The organism is Kitasatospora phosalacinea, assembly GCF_000717185.1.
In the GTDB taxonomy this organism is placed as follows: domain Bacteria; phylum Actinomycetota; class Actinomycetes; order Streptomycetales; family Streptomycetaceae; genus Kitasatospora; species Kitasatospora phosalacinea_A.
The window spans coordinates 20,419-38,056 of the sequence record NZ_JNYE01000073.1; the positions used below are offsets into that span (position 1 = coordinate 20,419).

The 17,638-nt window shown below is 72.4% G+C and carries 16 protein-coding genes and 1 tRNA gene; 12 read left to right on the forward strand and 5 right to left on the reverse strand.

The features are described 5' to 3' along the window. Position 1: 1 nt before the first annotated feature. A complete protein-coding gene (locus tag OO57_RS44890) occupies positions 2-157 on the reverse strand; it encodes a DUF4177 domain-containing protein (protein ID WP_014136749.1) in 156 nt (51 codons plus the stop codon). A 234-nt stretch (positions 158-391) separates the two neighbouring features. On the opposite strand from OO57_RS44890, the gene OO57_RS26810 reads away from it, so the two are divergent. Both OO57_RS26810 and OO57_RS26815 read left to right on the forward strand, forming a co-directional pair. After that, positions 392-1,402 (forward strand): ArsA-related P-loop ATPase, encoded by a 1,011-nt coding sequence (locus OO57_RS26810; RefSeq protein ID WP_033255255.1) that lies wholly within the window; start codon positions 392-394, stop codon positions 1,400-1,402. Between the two features lie 92 nt (positions 1,403-1,494). Next, a complete protein-coding gene (locus OO57_RS26815; protein ID WP_051778292.1) occupies positions 1,495-2,670 on the forward strand; it encodes an ArsA family ATPase in 1,176 nt (391 codons plus the stop codon). Positions 2,671-2,693: 23 nt separating this feature from the next. Here OO57_RS26815 and OO57_RS26820 read toward each other — a convergent pair whose 3' ends face one another. After that, positions 2,694-3,017 carry a WhiB family transcriptional regulator gene (locus tag OO57_RS26820; protein ID WP_030461873.1) on the reverse strand — a complete coding sequence of 108 codons (324 nt, stop codon included), beginning with the start codon at positions 3,015-3,017 and terminating at the stop codon, positions 2,694-2,696. A 400-nt stretch (positions 3,018-3,417) separates the two neighbouring features. On the opposite strand from OO57_RS26820, the gene OO57_RS26825 reads away from it, so the two are divergent. Next, positions 3,418-5,634, forward strand: coding sequence for a transglycosylase domain-containing protein (locus tag OO57_RS26825; protein WP_033255243.1), 2,217 nt, complete (start codon positions 3,418-3,420; stop codon positions 5,632-5,634). Between the two features lie 161 nt (positions 5,635-5,795). Here OO57_RS26825 and OO57_RS26830 read toward each other — a convergent pair whose 3' ends face one another. Beyond that, a complete protein-coding gene (locus tag OO57_RS26830) occupies positions 5,796-6,251 on the reverse strand; it encodes a GatB/YqeY domain-containing protein (RefSeq protein WP_033255244.1) in 456 nt (151 codons plus the stop codon). Between the two features lie 143 nt (positions 6,252-6,394). Here OO57_RS26830 and OO57_RS26835 point away from each other — a divergent pair, with 143 nt between their 5' ends. The 7 genes from OO57_RS26835 (at position 6,395) to OO57_RS26865 (ending at position 13,686) form a co-directional block, all read left to right on the forward strand. Further along, complete coding sequence (locus OO57_RS26835) at positions 6,395-7,339, forward strand: metallophosphoesterase (RefSeq protein ID WP_033255245.1); 945 nt, start codon at positions 6,395-6,397, stop codon at positions 7,337-7,339. An 88-nt stretch (positions 7,340-7,427) separates the two neighbouring features. Next, positions 7,428-7,501, forward strand: a tRNA-Pro gene (locus tag OO57_RS26840). A gap of 297 nt (positions 7,502-7,798) precedes the next feature. After that, entirely contained in the window at positions 7,799-8,998 is a 1,200-nt protein-coding gene (locus OO57_RS26845; RefSeq protein ID WP_234337519.1) for a YDG/SRA domain-containing protein, read from the forward strand. 275 nt (positions 8,999-9,273) lie between these two features. After that, positions 9,274-10,752: an APC family permease gene (locus tag OO57_RS26850; protein ID WP_033255246.1), complete on the forward strand. Its 1,479-nt coding sequence runs from the start codon at positions 9,274-9,276 to the stop codon at positions 10,750-10,752. Positions 10,753-10,760: 8 nt separating this feature from the next. Then, positions 10,761-11,183, forward strand: a complete 423-nt coding sequence (locus OO57_RS26855) for a hypothetical protein (protein ID WP_234337520.1) — start codon at positions 10,761-10,763, stop codon at positions 11,181-11,183. 10 nt (positions 11,184-11,193) lie between these two features. Further along, on the forward strand, positions 11,194-12,552 hold the full coding sequence (locus OO57_RS26860) for a dipeptidase (RefSeq protein WP_033255248.1): 1,359 nt from the start codon (positions 11,194-11,196) through the stop codon (positions 12,550-12,552). Positions 12,553-12,567: 15 nt separating this feature from the next. Then, on the forward strand, positions 12,568-13,686 hold the full coding sequence (locus OO57_RS26865) for an aminopeptidase P family protein (RefSeq protein WP_033255249.1): 1,119 nt from the start codon (positions 12,568-12,570) through the stop codon (positions 13,684-13,686). A 45-nt stretch (positions 13,687-13,731) separates the two neighbouring features. Here OO57_RS26865 and OO57_RS26870 read toward each other — a convergent pair whose 3' ends face one another. Next, positions 13,732-14,619 (reverse strand): LysR family transcriptional regulator, encoded by an 888-nt coding sequence (locus OO57_RS26870; protein ID WP_033255250.1) that lies wholly within the window; start codon positions 14,617-14,619, stop codon positions 13,732-13,734. Between the two features lie 109 nt (positions 14,620-14,728). Here OO57_RS26870 and OO57_RS26875 point away from each other — a divergent pair, with 109 nt between their 5' ends. After that, positions 14,729-15,106: a YybH family protein gene (locus OO57_RS26875; RefSeq protein WP_033255251.1), complete on the forward strand. Its 378-nt coding sequence runs from the start codon at positions 14,729-14,731 to the stop codon at positions 15,104-15,106. A gap of 205 nt (positions 15,107-15,311) precedes the next feature. Beyond that, complete coding sequence (locus OO57_RS26880; protein ID WP_051778293.1) at positions 15,312-16,505, forward strand: L,D-transpeptidase; 1,194 nt, start codon at positions 15,312-15,314, stop codon at positions 16,503-16,505. A 33-nt stretch (positions 16,506-16,538) separates the two neighbouring features. Here OO57_RS26880 and OO57_RS26885 read toward each other — a convergent pair whose 3' ends face one another. Further along, the gene (locus tag OO57_RS26885; RefSeq protein ID WP_033255252.1) at positions 16,539-17,468 is read right to left on the reverse strand and encodes a GlxA family transcriptional regulator; all 930 of its coding nucleotides are present in this window, start codon (positions 17,466-17,468) and stop codon (positions 16,539-16,541) included. Positions 17,469-17,638: the final 170 nt, after the last annotated feature.

The following is a 17,638-nucleotide window of genomic DNA, read 5'->3' on the forward strand; positions in this document are numbered from 1 at the left end:
ACTACTCCTTCTCGCGCTTGAGGTACGCGACCAGCTGCTCCGGGTTCGGCCCGGGGACGACCTGGACGAGCTCCCAGCCGTCCTGGCCCCAGGTGTCGAGGATCTGCTTGGTGGCGTGCACGAGCAGCGGCACGGTGACGTATTCCCACTTGGTCATGGGGGTGACTCTAGCCGCCCGGGCCGGTGTGAGGTGGGACACAAAGCGGGCATGATTCGCCGGGGCCGCCGGGATGCTCCCGGCATCCGGCGCGCGCGCTGGTTACCCTCGCGTGGAGGGGTGCCTCGGGCCCCGAACGGGAGCGACGGACGGAGAGCGGGCGTGGCGGGCACCAGCGGCACTGCGGGGCCGGGCGAGCAGGCACCGCGGGAGCCCGACTGGGAGGGCGTCCGGCTGCACGTGGTCAGCGGGAAGGGCGGCACCGGCAAGACCACGCTGGCCGCCGCGCTGGCCCTGGCGCTGGCCGCCGAGGGCGGCCGCACCCTGCTGATCGAGGTGGAGGGCCGGCAGGGCATCGCCGAGCTGTTCCAGATCGCCGCGCTGCCGTACGAGGAGCGCCGGGTGGCCACCGTGACGCCCGCTCAGCTCGGGCTGCCCGGCCGGGGCCACGGCGAGGTGCACGCGCTGGCGATCGACACCGAGCAGGCGCTGCTGGAGTACCTGGAGATGTTCTACAAGCTGGGCCGGGCCGGGAAGGCCCTGCAGAAGGTCGGCTTCGTGGACTTCGCGACCACCGTCGCCCCGGGCGTGCGCGACGTGCTGCTCACCGGCAAGGCCTGCGAGGCGGCCCGCCGCAAGGGCCCGGACGGGCGCCGCCGCTACGACGCGGTGGTGATGGACGCCCCGCCGACCGGCCGGCTGACCCGCTTCCTGAACGTGAACTCCGAGGTCGCCGGCCTGGCCCGGATAGGGCCGATCCACTCCCAGGCGCAGGCGGTGATGCGGGTGCTGCGCTCCCCGGAGACGGCGGTGCACTTCACCACCCTGCTGGAGGAGATGCCGGTGCAGGAGACCGTGGACGGCGTCGCCGAGCTGCGCGACTCCGGCCTGCCGGTCGGCGGCGTGCTGGTCAACCTGGTGCGCCCGCCGATACTGGACGCGGCGGCGGTGGCGGCCGTGGACGGCGACCACCGCGAGGAGGTGGCGCTGGCCCTCGGCGAGGCCGGCCTGGGCGGGCGCTCGCGCAAGCCGGAGACCGTCCGGGCGCACGTCGAGCCGCTGCTCGACCCACTGCTGGAACAGGCCAGGGAGCACGCCGAACGGGTCGAGCTGGAGCGCGCCCAGCGCGCCGAGCTCCAGCAACTCAAGCTCCCCACCTACGAGTTGCCGTTGATCGGCGAGGGCATGGACCTGGCCGGGCTGTACCGGCTGGCGGGCGAGCTGAAGCGGCAGGGAGCGGCGTGAGCACGGGCGCGAGCAAGGGCACCGGTACGAGCAGAGGCACGGGCGCGGGGACGGGCAAGGGCGCCGGCGGGGACGCGACGGCGGGGAGCGGCATGACCGGGCTGGACATCGACGCCCTGATCGACGACCCGCGGACCCGGATCGTGGTCTGCTGCGGCTCCGGCGGCGTCGGCAAGACCACCACCGCCGCGGCGATCGGCCTGCGCGCCGCCGAACGCGGCCGCCGCGTCGTGGTGCTGACCATCGACCCGGCCCGCCGACTGGCCCAGTCGATGGGCCTGAGCGAGCTCGACAACACCCCGCGGGTGGTCGCGGGCACCCGCGGCGACGGCGAGCTCCAGGCCATGATGCTGGACATGAAGCGGACCTTCGACGAGGTCGTGCTGGCCCACGCGGAGCCCGACCGCGCCAAGGCGATCATGGACAACCCGTTCTACCAGTCGCTGTCGGCCGGTTTCGCGGGCACCCAGGAGTACATGGCGATGGAGAAGCTCGGCCAGCTCCGCGCCGAGGACCACTGGGACCTGATCGTCGTCGACACCCCGCCGTCGCGCTCCGCACTGGACTTCCTGGACGCCCCCAGCCGCCTCGGGTCCTTCCTGGACGGCCGGGTGATCCGGCTGCTGACCGCCCCCGCCAAGGTCGGCGGCCGCTCCGCGATGAAGTTCCTCAACGTCGGCATGGGGCTGATCAGCGGCACCCTCGGCAAGATCTTCGGCGCCCAACTCCTCACCGACATCCAGACGTTCGTCTCCGCGACCGACTCGATGTTCGGCGGCTTCCGGGAACGCGCCGACCGCACCTACCAGTTGCTCAAGGCCGAGGGCACCGCGTTCCTGGTGGTCGCCGCCCCGGAGCGGGACGCGCTGCGCGAGGCCGCGTACTTCGTCGACCGGCTCGCCGAGGACGACATGCCGCTGGCCGGACTGGTGCTCAACCGGGTCCACTCCACCGGCGCCCCGCAACTCACCGCCGAACGCGCGCTCGCCGCCGCCGAGGCCCTGGAGGAGAACGGCACCCCGCACTCCACCGCCCAGGCCGAGACCCTGGCCGCCGGGCTGCTGCGGCTGCACGCCGAACGGGTGCAGATCATGACGAGGGAACGGCGCACCCGCAACCGCTTCGCCTCGGTCTACCCGGACGTACCGATCGTCGAGGTGCCCGCCCTGCCCGGCGACGTCCACGACCTGGACGGCCTGCGGGCCATCGGCGAACTGCTCGGCTCCCCCACCGAACGGCCCGACGGCCCACCCGCCAGCACTTCCTGACGGAGCGTCAGCCTGACGAGGCCTCAGCCCGCCTGGGCGTAGTCCCGCAGGACCACCCCGGTCGCCAGCGACTCCTCGTACTCGGTGCGCGCGGTCTCCAGCAGTCGGCGCCAGGAGTCCACGGTCGGCCGGCGGCGCAGCAGCGCCCGTCGCTCGCGCTCCGTCATCCCGCCCCAGACGCCGAACTCGACCCGGTTGTCGAGCGCGTCCGCGAGGCACTCGGTGCGCACGGGGCACCCGCTGCACACCGCCTTGGCGCGGTTCTGCGCCGCCCCCTGCACGAACAGTTCATCCGGATCGCTCGTGCGGCACGCCGCCTGCGCGCTCCAGTCGTCCACCCAGCCCATCCCGGCGCCGTCCTCTCCCGATTCGGGGCTCCCCCACGGCGGCAACGGCATATTCACCGTTGCCAGTTGAGGACGTTACGGAAGAACGGCACGACGCAACAGCCCCTGTATGCCCAATCTCGCATGACCCGATCGGACTATGGGTGTCCAGCAGCTCACTCGTTGGAGTGACCGCAGGTCGGGGGCCTTGTCGGGACGGGAAGGACCACTTTCGTCACGGTGCGCGACAGCGGCCCACCCTGCACCCATCCGGATTACGGGCACAATGCCGCGAATCAGACAAAGCTCATCACTCACAAGAGTGATGACGATGAACAGAGCGAAGCTGTCGCAGTTCTGTGACAAGCGTAGGCGAACACCTGCCCCCCTGTACGGGATTCCGCGACGTAGGGTTCTCCCCATGGCACCTTCGCGATCCACCGGCACCCTCATGGACAAGGCAGGGCACGGCGTCAAGTTCCTGGGCGGCTCGATCCTGGCCGGCGTCCTGGTCGCCGGAATGGCGCTGCCCGCGGTCGGAGCCTTCGGCCTGACCGCGAAGGACACCGCTGAGTCGTTCGACAACATCCCGGACGACTTCAAGCAGCCCACCCTCTCCCAGGCGTCGATGATCTACGACGCCAAGGGCGGCCTGATCGCCAAGGTCTACGACCGCGACCGCACCATCCTCACCGCGGACCAGATGGCCCCCGTGATGCGCCAGGCCCAGGTCGACATCGAGGACGCCCGCTTCTACGAGCACGGCGCCGTCGACCTCAAGGGCGTGCTCCGCGCCATCACCAAGAACGCCGAGTCCGGCACCGCCGCGCAGGGCGCCTCCACGCTCACCCAGCAGTACGTGAAGAACGTCTTCGTCGAGCAGGCCGGCGACGACCAGCAGGCGTTCCTGGAAGCCACCAGGAAGAGCCTGGGCCGCAAGATCCAGGAGCTCAAGTACGCCATCAAGCTGGAGGAGGACCTGTCCAAGGACCAGATCCTCACCAACTACCTGAACATCACCTTCTACGGCCACCAGGCGTACGGCGTCGAGGCCGCCGCCAACCGGTACTTCAGCAAGAGCGCCAAGGACCTGACCGTCCCCGAGGCCGCGATGCTGGCCGGCCTGGTGCAGAACCCCACGGCGTACGACCCGATCGCCCACCCGCAGGCCGCGAAGACCCGCCGCAACACGGTGATCGACAAGCTGCTGGAGTACAAGCACATCACGCCCGAGGAGGCCAAGGCCGCCCGCGACTCCGAGCTCGGCATCAAGTACTCCGAGCCGCAGAACGGCTGCATCACCGCGCAGAACGGCATGGGCTTCTTCTGCGACTACGTGCGCCACGTGGTCAAGCAGGACCCGGCGTTCGGCGCGACCGCCGCGGACCGCCAGAAGCTCTGGGCCCAGGGCGGGTTGAAGATCAACACCACCATCGACCCGGACAAGCAGGCCGCCATGTACAACGCGGTCACCAAGAAGGTCTACGTGACCGACCCGGTGTCCGCCGCGGGCAGCATGGTCGAGCCCGGCACCGGCAAGATCCTCGCCATGGCGCAGACCCGCCCGTACGGCCTGGACACCTCGAAGAACCAGATCGTGCTGAACCTCAACGTCGGCGCGTCCATGGGCGGCGGCAACGGCTTCTCCCCCGGCTCGACCTTCAAGCCGATCGTCGCCGCGGCCGCCCTCGACTCGGGCATCCCGATCACCCAGGAGTACTCCTCGCCGTACACCATGGCGTACCCCAAGATGTCCACCTGCGACGGCCCCACCAACGACACGCCGATGCTGACCAACGAGTCCACCAGCGAGCACGGCCCGTACAACCTGCAGGTCGCCATGCAGAAGTCGGTCAACACCTACTTCATCCAGCTCGAGGAGCAGATGGGCCTCTGCCCCGTCAAGCAGATGGCCGACAAGCTCGGCCTCGGCACCCTCGCCAACGGCACCAAGATCAAGCAGATCGCCTCCATGGTGCTCGGCACCCAGGAGGTCAGCCCGCTCCAGATGGCCAGCGCCTACGCGGCGTTCGCCGCCCGCGGCCTCTACTGCTCGCCGATCGCGATCACCTCGGTCACCGGCTCCAACGGCAAGAACATCGGCGTCCCGAGCGCCAACTGCACCCAGGCGATGTCCCAGACCACCGCGGACGGCATCAACACCCTGCTGCTCGGCGTCACCGAGAAGGGCACCGGCTCCGCCCTCGGCCTCAACGACGGCCGCCAGATCGCCGGCAAGACCGGCACCACCGACGAGCGGTTCGCGGCCTGGTTCACCGGCTACACCCCCGACCTGGCCACCTCGGTCTGGCTCGGCGGCGTCGGCGGCAACGTCTCGATGAAGAAGATCTACATCGGCGGCCTCTACCGCCCCGCGGTCTACGGCGCCGACGGCCCCGGCCCGATCTGGCAGAAGGCCATGAACGACGCCCTCAAGGGCAGCGAGCCGCGCACCTTCCAGCGGGTCGACATCCCGCAGCCCACCCAGACGCCCGACCCCAGCGACAGCCCCTCCGTCCCCTCCGGCGACAACGCCCAGGGCGGCAACACCGGCTGGCCCGGCGGCGTCACCACCGGCGGCGTGTCCCTCCCGCCCGGCGTCATCGGCGGCAACAACGGCAAACCCGGCCACCGCTGACCCACCGGCACCGGTTCCACCGGCAGCACCGATCCACCGGCACACGCCGACGGGGCCGCCCCCGAGGAGAATCCCTCCTCGGAGGCGGCCCCGTCGTCCGTCTTCCGTGCGTCTTCCGGGGGTCTTCCGTCCGTCTTCCGTCCGTCTCCCCCGCAGCGGGCTCAGCCGGCCAGGGCGGCCTTCACCGCGGCGGCCACCCGGCCGCCGTCCGCCTTGCCCTCCACCTGCGGACGCACCAGCTTCATCACCGCACCCATGCCCTGCGGGCCGCTCGCCCCGGACTCCGCCACCGCGGCGGCCACGATCGCCGCCAGCTCCTCGTCCGACAGCTGCTTCGGCAGGAACCCGGCCAGCACCTCGCCCTCGGCCCGCTCCCGCGCCGCCTGATCGACCCGACCGGCGCCCTCGAAGGCGTCCGCCGCCTCCCGGCGCTTCTTCGCCTCCTTGCCGATCACCTGCAGCACCTCGGCGTCGGACAGCTCCTTCTTCTCCTTGCCCGCCACCTCCGCACTGGTGACCGCGGCCAGCGTCAGCCGGAGGGTGGACGAGCGCAGCTCGTCCCGGGCCTTGATCGCAGCCGTGAGGTCATCCTGCAGCTGCCCCTTCAACGTCGTCATGCCGCCGATTCTGGCACCTGCCCGGCCCCCGCGCCGCCCCATTTACCTCCTCCCCCGCCACCCCGCGGTCCCCGACCCCCCGTCAGCACGCTCCACCCCCGGGCCCCCGCCGGGGCGTTCGGACGGTCTGCGACCATGGACCGATGCGACCGCTGTACTCCGTCCCGCTCGGTGTCGCCGCCACCGGCGCCGCCTGTCTCGTCTACGCCGCCGGGTACGAGGTCCGCTCGTTCCGCCTGCGCCGCGTCGAGGTCCCGATCCTGCCCGCCGGCGCCCGGCCGCTCCGGATCCTCCAGGTCTCCGACATCCACATGGTCAACGGCCAGGCCAAGAAGCAGCGCTGGCTGAAGAGCCTCGCCGGGCTCCGCCCCGACCTCGTCGTCAACACCGGCGACAACCTCTCCGACCCGCTCGGCGTCCCCGCCGCCCTGGACGCCCTCGGCCCGCTGATGGACTTCCCCGGCGTCTACGTCTTCGGCTCCAACGACTACTACGGCCCCGCCCGCAAGAGCCCCACCCGCTACCTCAAGGCCCTCCGCAGCGGCGTCCACGGCCTCAACAACCCCGACGGCACCGGCCGCCGCGGCATCTCCGGCGCCGTCCACAACCCCTGGCAGAAGCTCCGCGACGGCTTCGACCAGGCCGGCTGGCTCAACCTCAACAACGCCCGCGGCCGCCTCACCCTGGCCGACCTCGACATCGAGTTCACCGGCCTCGACGACCCCCACATCCGCCACGACGACTACACCGCCGTCGCCGGCGGCCCCTCCCCCGACGCCGACCTCTCCCTCGCCGTCGTCCACGCCCCCTACCTCCGCACCCTCGACGCCTTCACCGCCGACGGCTACCCCCTGATCCTGGCCGGCCACACCCACGGCGGCCAGCTCTGCATCCCCTTCTACGGCGCCCTCGTCACCAACTGCGACCTCGACCCCGCCCGCGTCAAGGGCCTCTCCACCCACACCACCCCCCACCACCGCTCCTACCTCCACGTCTCCGCAGGCTGCGGCACCAACCGCTACACCCCCGTCCGCTTCGCCTGCCCCCCCGAAGCCACCCTCCTCACCCTCACCCCCGCCCCACGCTGACCAGCCCCTAAACCGGATTTCGTCTCTGGCCCCACCTCCTGTAGAGTTCTACTCGTTGCGCCGGACACGGAAGGCAACGAAGCAGGACCGGGGTATAGCGCAGCTTGGTAGCGCGCTTCGTTCGGGACGAAGAGGCCGTGGGTTCAAATCCCGCTACCCCGACTTCGTAAGTGCAGGTGAGGGCCCTACCGGAGAGATCCGGTAGGGCCCTTCCTCGTTGTGCGCAAGCGCCTGGACGGCTCATGCTCCGGGTGGCGCCCACCTTCGAGTGACCAAGAGGGGATGCGGTATCTGATGGCGAAGCACGTAGATGATGTCCGCTCGGCTGTGGCCAGGCTCCACGTTGACCGGTCCTCCGGACAGCCCGCTCGACACCAGCCGATCACCCTGCTCTGGGCGATGGGCAGGGCAGCGACGGGGCGGACTCGGCTGCTGCCGTGGAAGGACGCCAGACCAGACTTGAAGCGGCTCCTGAAGAAGTACGGTCGCCCCGGGTCCGACCCGGCACCGCAGTACCCGTTCGTGGCCCTTCAGAACTCGGGCCTGTGGCAGCTCGACGGTGTCGTGGGCGACGTTCCTGCGGCGCGGGGCTCGAAGCTCCTGCCCTGGCTGAACGCCCAGAACCCTCGGGGCGGTCTGGAGGGCTGGGTGTACGACCTCCTCTCCGATGACCCGGAGGCCAGGCGCCTGGTCGCTGACGATCTGGTGACCCTGTTCTTCGAAGGAGAGGCACCGCAGGGCTTGCTGGAGGACGCCTTGCTGCTGGGCCCGGTGTTCGACGGCTTCGGGCCAGTCCCCGGTGTCAAGGAGGGCACCGTCTTCGCCAACCGTGCGGCGCTCCACCATGCACAGGTGCACCGGCCGCCCCAAGGCGGCATCTGCGGGACCAGGGAGAGCGGCGCTGAGTCCATCGTCGTGTCAGGTGGGTACGAGGACGACGAGGACCTTGGCGACACGATCATCTACACGGGTCAGGGCGGTCGTGACGAGCGCACCGGTCAGCAGGTGTCCGACCAGCAACTCACTCTGGGGAACGCGGCCCTCGTCACCAGCAGGACCACTGGGCGGCCGGTGCGCGTCGTCCGCGGGGCGAGCGGTGATCCACTGCACTCCCCCGAGTCCGGGTACAGGTACGACGGGCTCTACCTCGTCGACGACTGCTGGTCCGAACGCGGGCAGTCCGGCTACCTGGTCTGGCGTTACCGACTGGTCAGACTGCCCAGCGAACCGTTCCTGCCCGCTGCTCCGGCTCCGACCCTCCCCGTTCCGGTCGGTCGGGAGACGTTGACACGTGTCGAGGCGTCGATCCTGCGCATCGTCCGGAGTACCGCCATCGCGAACTACGTGAAGCGGGCCCACGATTTCTGTTGCCAGGTGTGCGGCATCCGGCTGGAGACACCAACCGGGGCCTACGCGGAAGCCGCGCACATCCGGGGGCTGGGGCGACCGCACAACGGCCCCGACATCGCCTCAAACGTCCTCTGTCTCTGCCCTAATCACCACACGCTCTTCGACTTCGGCATGTTGACCATCGCTGACGACCTGGCGATCACCGACCGGTCCACCGGACAGGTCATCGGCCGGTTGCACGAGGTCCCCACCCACCAGATCGAGCGTCGCTTCTTGGCCTACCACCGTGAGCATCACGCACGGGCCTGAAACCGCCCGTCGACGGGCGAGGACGCGGTAGGAACATGACGGACGGAGGGGCCCACCCGATCGATCGGGTGGGCGCCTCGACCATTCGCCGCCCTGTCCACAGGCTGTGGACAGGGCGGCGGCGGGGCGGGTGAGGGGGTGTCAGGCCGGGGCGTTGGGCTGTTCCGGTGAGTGGGGAGGAGGTGGTGACGGGTTATCGGATGCGGGGTGGGGGTGGGGGCCGGAGGGTGGAGGGGCGGGCTCCGGTGGGCGGGGCCGCGGCGAGGAGGCGGTGGATGAGCGCGGCAGATGTGCCGAGGCCGGACGGGGCTGCGGGGGCGGTGGCGGCGAAGCGGGTGAAGGCGGTGGCGACGCCCAGGATGACCTGGGTGACGTTGGCGCTGATGACGACCAGTTCGGTGGCGAGCCTGCGGTCCTCGCCGACGATGGCGGTGTACGGGCTGGCGTGCGTGTTCCTGTACGTGGTGCCGGCGATCGTGTTCCTGCTGCCGACGGCGCTGGTCTCGGCGGAGCTGGCGTCGGGGTGGGAGGGGGGTGTGTACAACTGGGTGGCCCAGGGGCTGTCGAAGCCGCTGGGGTTCCTGGCGGTGTGGTGCCAGTTCGCGATGACGATCTTCTACTACCCGAGCCTGCTGGCGTACGTGGCGAGCACGATCGCGTACGTGGTGGATCCGAGCCTGGCCAGCAACGGCCTGTACACGGCGATCGTGATCATGGTGCTGTACTGGACGGGCGTGTGGGTGTCCTCGCGCGGGACGGGTGCGGTGGCGGGTCTGGCGTCGTGGGGGCTGATCATCGGGACGCTGATCCCGGGGGCGCTGCTGGTGGTGCTGGGCTTCGTGTTCCTGGGGCAGGGCAACCCCTCGGCGGCGCCGATGTCGGCGGACCACCTGCTGCCGGCCTGGACGGGGCTGGCGAGCCTGGTGCTGATCGTCAACAACTTCCTGAGCTACTCGGGCATGGAGATGAACGCGGTGCACGTCTCCTCGCTGAGGAACCCGGGCAAGGAGTTCCCGCGCTCGATGTTCCTGGCGGTCGGGATGGTGCTGCTGATCTTCATCCTGCCGGCGCTGGCGATCAGCTGGGTGGTGCCGGCCGACCAGCTGTCGCTGACGGCGGGCGTGATGCAGGCGTTCGACGCGTTCTTCCAGTACTTCCACATCGGCTGGCTGACGCCGCTGGTCGCGGTGGGCCTGGTCGCGGCCTCGCTGGGCGGCATGCTGACCTGGCTGGCCGGCCCGTCGAAGGGCCTGCTGATGATCTCCCGGCAGGAGGGCTACCTGCCGCCGTCGCTGCAGCGGCTGAACGGCCACGGGGTGCAGCAGAACATCCTGGTCGCGCAGGGCGCGGTGACCACGGTGATCGCGCTGATGTACGCGCTGATCCCGGACGTCTCCAGCGTGTACTGGATCTTCTCGGTGATCACCACGCAGGTGTACCTGATCGTCTACCTGCTGATGTTCCTGGCGGCGATCCGGCTGCGGAAGCTCCAGCCGAACCACCCGCGCGGCTACCGGGCCCCGGCGCTGGGGGTGCTGTGCGTGGTGGGCCTGCTGGCGTCGGCGGCGGCGATGGTGATCGGGTTCGTGCCGTCCTCGCAGTTCGGGGGCGGCAGCGTCTGGGCGTACATCGGGATCGTCGGCGGCGGTCTGCTGCTGCTGGGCGTGATCATCCCGTTCGGCTTCCTGAAGGCCAGCAAGCCGGAGTGGCGCGACCCCGCGGCGGCCGCGGCCATCGAGGGGGAAGCAGCATGAGCACCCGGATGGCTTCGCAGCACAGGTGGATCTACGTCGGCGCGATCGTGCTGCTGGTCGCGATGGCGGTGGTCGGCCTGCTGACGTTCACCCAGCAGCACGCCAACAACGAGTCGTTCCGGAAGGCCGACGAGCTGATCTCGAAGCTGCAGGAGAACGGCTACCCGACGCCGGACCGGGAGCAGGTCGCCCGGACGCTGGGGACGGACGGCGGCGCGGTCTGCGAGGACCCGGCGAGTTCGCTGAAGACCGGCCTGCAGCGGGTGCAGATGTCGAACGGGGCGGCCGGCCCCGGGCAGCGGCCGATCATCGTGGCGGCCCGGACGGTGCAGGCGGAGGCACTGATCCTGAGCGTCTACTGCCCGGACCAGCTGGACGACTACCAGGAGAAGATCGAGGACATCAAGACCGATGACACGGTCAGGAACTGAGGGGCAGACGATGAGCAGTGACACCGAGCTCGCCGCCCGCGTCGCGGCGCTGATGCCGCAGGCCCGGCGGGACCTGGCCGAACTGGTCGCCATCCCGTCGGTCGCCGACCCGCGGCAGCAGCCGCCGGAGCGGTGCCGCGAGGCCGCCGAGTGGGTGGCCGCCGCGTTCACCGGCGCGGGGCTGCAGGACGTCCGGCTGGTGGAGACCCCGGACGGCAGCCACGCCGTCCTCGGGCACCGGCCGCCGCCGCCGGGCGCGCCGACCGTGCTGCTGTACTGCCACTACGACGTGCAGCCGCCGCTGGACGACGCCGCCTGGACGACGCCCCCGTTCGAGCTGACCGAGCGGGACGGGCGCTGGTACGGGCGCGGCAGCGCGGACTGCAAGGGCAACATCGTCATGCACCTCACCGCGCTGCGGGCGCTCGGCGACGACCTGCCGGTGGGGGTCAAGCTGGTCGCGGAGGGTTCGGAGGAGCAGGGCACCGGCGGCCTGGAGGCGTACGTCCCGCAGCACCCCGAGGACCTGCACGCGGACGTGCTGCTGGTCTGCGACACCGGCAACGCGGCGGTCGGGGTGCCGACCGCGACGACCTCGCTGCGCGGCCTGGCGAACGTCGTGGTGACGGTGCGGACGCTGCGGTCGGACGTGCACTCCGGGATGTTCGGCGGCCCCGCGCCGGACGCGCTGGCCGCGCTGGTCCGGATCCTCGACTCGCTGCGCGACGCCGAGGGCGGGACCAGGATCGACGGGCTGGACAACGGCGGGACGTGGAGCGGCGTCGGCTACGACGAGCAGCAGTTCCGGGCGGACGCGGGCGTGCTGGAGGGCGTCGGCCTGACCGGTTCCGGGACGGTCGCGGACCGGCTGTGGGCCCGCCCGGCGGTGACGGTGCTGGGCATCGACTGCGCGCCGGTGGTCGGTTCGGCCGCGGCGGTCCCCGGCACCGCCCGGGCCCGGGTCAGCCTGCGGGTGCCGCCCGGCATGGACCCCGGCACCGCGCAGGACGCGCTGACCGCGCACCTGGTCGCGGCGGCGCCGTGGGGCGCGCAGGTGACGGTGGAGCCGGAGTCGAAGGGCTCGCCGTTCAGGGCCGCCACCGACGGCCGGGCGTACGCGGCGCTGGACGCCGCGGCGCGGGAGGTCTACGGGACGCCGCTGTCCTTCCTCGGGCAGGGCGGGTCGATCCCGCTGTGCAACGTGCTGGCGGCGCAGTACCCGGACTCGGAGATCATCCTGATGGGCGTGGAGGAGCCGCGCTGCCTGATCCACGCGCCCAACGAGAGCGTCGACCCGTCCGAGATCGAGCACATGGCCACCGTGGAGGCGCTGTTCCTGCGCCACTACGCGGCCGCCGCCCACCGCTGAGCTGAGAGGGAGCCCATGCCCGCACCGTTCACCACCGCCGACTTCCAGGCCCGGATGGCCCGCGCCGCGACCGCCGCCGCGGACGCCGGACTGGCCGGACTGGTCGTCACCCCCGGCCCCGACCTCACCTACCTGACGGGCTACCGGCCGACCGCCCTGACCGAGCGGCTGACCGCCCTGGTGATCGCGGCCGGTGCCGAACCGGTGCTGCTGGTACCGAAGTTGGAGCGTCCGGACGCCGAGAAGGCGCCGGGCGCGGAGGCCGTCCGGATGGCCGACTGGACGGACGGCAGCGACCCGTACGCGGCGCTCGCGCCGAACCTGGACGGCGGCGGCCGGTACGGGATCTCCGACAGCGCCTGGGCGATGCACCTGCTCGGGCTGCAGCAGGCGCTGCCGGGCAGCTCGTACGCGGCGCTGACCTCGGTGCTACCGATGCTGCGGGCGGTGAAGGACCACGACGAGCTGGAGCGGCTGGCCGCGGCCGGGGCGGCGGCGGACCTGGCGTACGGGGAGGTCCTGGGCGTCGACTTCGCCGGGCGGACCGAGAACCAGGTGGCCGCCGACCTGGCCGCGCTGCTGACGAAGCACGGGCACAGCCAGGTCGACTTCACCGTGGTCGGCTCCGGGCCGAACGGGGCGAACCCGCACCACGAGGCCGGGGAGCGGGTGATCCGGCGCGGCGACACCGTGGTGCTGGACTTCGGCGGGCTGAAGGACGGCTACGGCTCCGACACCACCCGCACCGTGTTCGTCGGCACCGAGCCGCCCGCGGAGGTGCTCGCCGTCCACGACCTGGTGCGGCGCGCCCAGCAGGCCGCGTTCGACGCCGTCGCGCCCGGGGTGGCCTGCCAGGACATCGACCGGGTCGCCCGCAAGGTGATCACCGACGGCGGGTACGGCGAGTACTTCGTCCACCGGGTCGGCCACGGCATCGGGCTCACCACCCACGAGCCGCCGTACATGGTCGAGGGCGAGACCCAGCCGCTGGTGCCCGGGATGTGCTTCTCGATCGAGCCGGGGGTCTACCTGCCGGGGAGGTTCGGCATCCGGATCGAGGACATCGTGACGGTCACCGAGGACGGCGGGCTGCGGTTCAACGGGACGCCGCACGAACTGGCCTTCGTGAACTGAGGGGCGGGCAGGGCGAAGGGCCGTCGGGGTTCCGGCGGCCCTCCGTCATGCCGGGGGCGGGAGGCGGAAGGCGCAGCGCAGGGCGGAGAGCAGGGCGCGCAGGGCCGGGGGCGGGGACGGGCGGTTGACCAGGGCGAGCAGGGCCGGGGTGGTCAGGTCGGTGACGGGGACGGGGACGAGCGCCGGGAAGGCCTCGGCCATCGAGCGGCTGAGCACGGCCACGCCGAGGCCGCGGGCGGCCAGGTCGGCGATCGCGGCGGCGACGCCCGCCTCCAGGGCGATGCGCGGGGTGAGGCCGCGGGCGGCGCAGTCGCGGTCCAGGACGGCGCGCAGGCCGGTGCCGCGGGGCATGCAGACCAGCGGGTGGGCGAGCAGGTCGGCGAGGGTGGTGGCGCCGCCGTCCAGCAGCGGGTGGCCGGGCGGGGCGGCGGCGACCAGGGGTTCGCTGAGCAGCACGTGCGCGTCCAGTCCCTCGGGGGCGGGGGCGGGGCGGCCGATCAGGGCGAGGTCGAGGGCGCCGGTGCGGACGTCCTCGGTCAGCTGCTCGGAGTCGCCCTCCAGCAGGGCGAGTTCGACGCCCGGGTGGTCCCGGTGGAAGGCGGCCAGACCGTCGAACAGCGGGGTGAGGGTACAGCCCGCGACCATGCCCAGGCGCAGGCTGCCGCGGACCAGGTCGGTGACCTCGCCGACCGCCTGCCCGACCGCCCGGGCGGCGGCCAGCGCCTGCCGGGCGTGCTCCAGCGCGGCCTTGCCCGCGACGGTGAGCGTCACCGCGCGGGCCGAGCGGTCGAACAGTTCGGCACCCAACTCCCGTTCCAGCTGCCGGATCTGGGCGCTCACCCCGGACTGGCTGATGTGCACCCGCTCGGCGGCGCGGGTGAAGTTGCGCTCCTCGGCGACCGCGACGAAGTACTCCAGCTGCCTCAGTTCCATGACTGGTGATTCTAGTTCGGAGCAGGACCAGCTGTTGGACTTCTGGCCAGGGGCGGGAGGAGGGTGGAGGAACGACAGGACGACGACAGGACGACGAGGAGGAACGGCGATGGGCGAGTACGAGAAGGCGATGCGGCCCGAGGACCTGACCCGGCTGTTCGTGGAGCGCTCCAACGCGGGCGACGCCGCCGGGGTCGCGGCGCTGTACGAGGAGCACGCGGTGCTGGCGTACCCGCCCGGGCAGGTGACGGTCGGCCGGGACGCGATCCGGGAGCTGTGGGCGCAGGTGCTCGCCCACCGGCCGCGGTTCACCCCCGAACCGCCGCTGCCGACGCTGGCCGCCGACGGCATCGCGCTGACCGCGACCCCGCCGAAGGACGGCGCCGGGGCCCGCGCCCAGGTGGTGCGGCAGCAGCCGGACGGCAGCTGGCTGCGGCTGCTGGACCAGCCGGAGTTCCAGCGCCCGGACGGCGCGGACGCGGGCTGACCCGAGCGGCGGGGCGCGGGGCCGGTGGCGGCGGGGCACGGTCGCGGCGGAGCGCGGGCCCGGTCGCGGCGGGGCCACGTCGCGGCGGCCCCGGGCCCGTACAGAACCGTGACACTTCTCCGGGCTCCGGGCCGAAACCCGGGCGGCGCCCGGGGCGTGTACCTCTTCCGGAAGATCCGATGGAGGGGGAGCTGTCGTGCGACGGATGTCGATGGTGGGCGCGGTACTGGGCGGGGCGCTGCTGCTGACCGCGTGCAGCAGCGGGGGTGCGGGCGGCGGGGCCGGGGGCCCGGCGGGCGGGGACGCGGCGGGCGCCCCGGCGGCGGCGCCGAGGGCCTCCGCGGCCGTGCTGTCGATCGAGCCCGGGGACGGGGCGAAGGACGTCGCCCCCGGCGCGGTCAAGGTCTCGGTGGCGACCGGGAAGCTGACCGGGGTCACCGTCACCGGCCAGGACGGGCGGCCGGTCGACGGCGCCCTGGCCGCCGACGGCCTCACCTGGGCCCCGGCCGCGGGCGCCCTCGCGGTCGGCGCGACCTACCGGGTGCACGCGGAGGCCGCCGACGCCGACGGCCTCGCCGCCACCGCCAGCAGCACCTTCACCACCCTCGTCCCGAAGCGGACCGTCAAGGTCGAGGACAACGTGGTGACCGGCCAGGACTTCGGCGTCGGCATGATCATCTCGGTGAACTTCGGCGGTCTGAAGGTCAAGGACAAGGCGGCCGCCGAGCGGGCGATCGTCGTCGAGGCCTCCGACGGCACCGAGGTCAGGGGCCACTGGTTCGACAACGACACCCGGCTCGACCTGCGCCCCGCCGCCTACTGGAAGCCCGGCACCACCGTCCAGGTCCACCTGCGCACCAAGAGCGTGGAACTGGCCCCCGGCGTGTACGGCGCCACCGAGCGCGACGAGCACTTCACCGTCGCCCGCTCCCGGATCAGCGAGGTCGACGCCGCCGCCCACCAGATGGTGGTCCACGAGGACGGCAAGCCCGACCAGACCGTCCCGATCGTCGCGGGCACCGACGACAACCCGTCCTGGAACGGCACCATGGTCATCTCCGCCAAGAGCCGGATGGAGAAGATGACCTCCGAGGGCCAGACCAACCTGAAGGGCCCGGGCTACGAGGCGATGGAGCCGCACGCGATGCGGCTGACCACCTCCGGCACCTACCTGCACGGCAACCCGGCCGCCCGCGGCGCGGCCGGGCGGGCGAACATCAGCCACGGCTGCATCGGCCTGCCCGACACCCCGGAGGGCAGCGACGACACCCCCGGCGGCAAGGTCTACAACGCCTCGAAGATCGGCGACGTGGTGGTCGTCCGGAACTCGGTCAAGAAGCAGCCGCTGGACCCCGCCAACGGCCTGAGCGGCTGGAACCTGACCTGGTCGCAGTGGTGACCGCGGTCTGAGGACGGCCCGCCGCCGCGGGCCTCAGCGGGTGCGGCGGCGGTAGTCGGCCGGGGTGGTGGCCAGGGTCCGGGCGAAGGCCCGGCGCATCGCCTCGGTCGAGCCGTAGCCGCAGGAGCGGGCGACCTGCTCGATCCCGTCCCGGCTGTCCTCCAGCCGGCGGCGGGCCGCCTCCAGCCGGGCCCGGGCCACGTACCGGCCGGGGGTCGTGCCGACGTCCGAGGCGAAGACCCGGGCGAACTGGCGCGGCGACAGCGAGGCGCGGCGGGCCAGCGACTCCACCGACAGGTCCTCCTCCGGGTGCTCGACGATCCAGCGCTGCACCTCCCGCACCGCGTCCCGCTCGGCGAACTGCGCCGACAGCTGGGTGGAGAACTGGGCCTGCCCGCCCGGGCGGCGCAGGAACACCACCATGGTGCGGGCGACCGCCAGCGCGACCTCCCGGCCGAGGTCCTCCTCGACCAGGTGCAGCGCCAGGTCGATGCCCGCGGTGACCCCCGCCGAGGACAGGAAGCGGCCGTCCCGGACGTAGATCGGCTCCGGGTCGACGGTCAGCTCCGGGTGGCGGGCGGCCAGCGCCGCGCAGTGCTGCCAGTGGGTGGTGACCCGGCGGCCCGCCAGCAGCCCGGCCGCGGCCAGCAGGAAGGTGCCGGTGCAGACCGAGACGACCCGCCGCGCGTCGGCCGCGAGGGCCGCGATCCGGTCGGTCAGCTCGGGACCGATCTCGCCGCGGCTGCCCGCCCCGCCCGGGACCAGCAGGGTGTCGGCCGGATCCGCCAGGTCGAGGTCGGTGTCGGGCAGCAGGGCCAGGCCGCTGCCGCTGCGCACCGGCAGGCCGCCCGGCGAGGCGGTGGTGACGCGGTACCCGGCCTCGTGGAACACCTCCAGCGGGCCGGTGACGTCGAGGCTCTGCACCCCGTCGAACAGGACGATCAGCACGCTGCGGGAGGACATGCCCCCAGCCTGGGGCGTGCGGCGGGTGGCAGCAAGGACACCGGCCCCACTTTTCCTGCCATCGGCTCGGCCGCCGGGGCGGAGGGCTCAGGGGGCGAGGACGCCCGGCGGGGGGCAGGAGAGCAGGGGGCGCAGGGCCGGGAGCGGGGGCGGGGAGCGCGGGGCAAGGG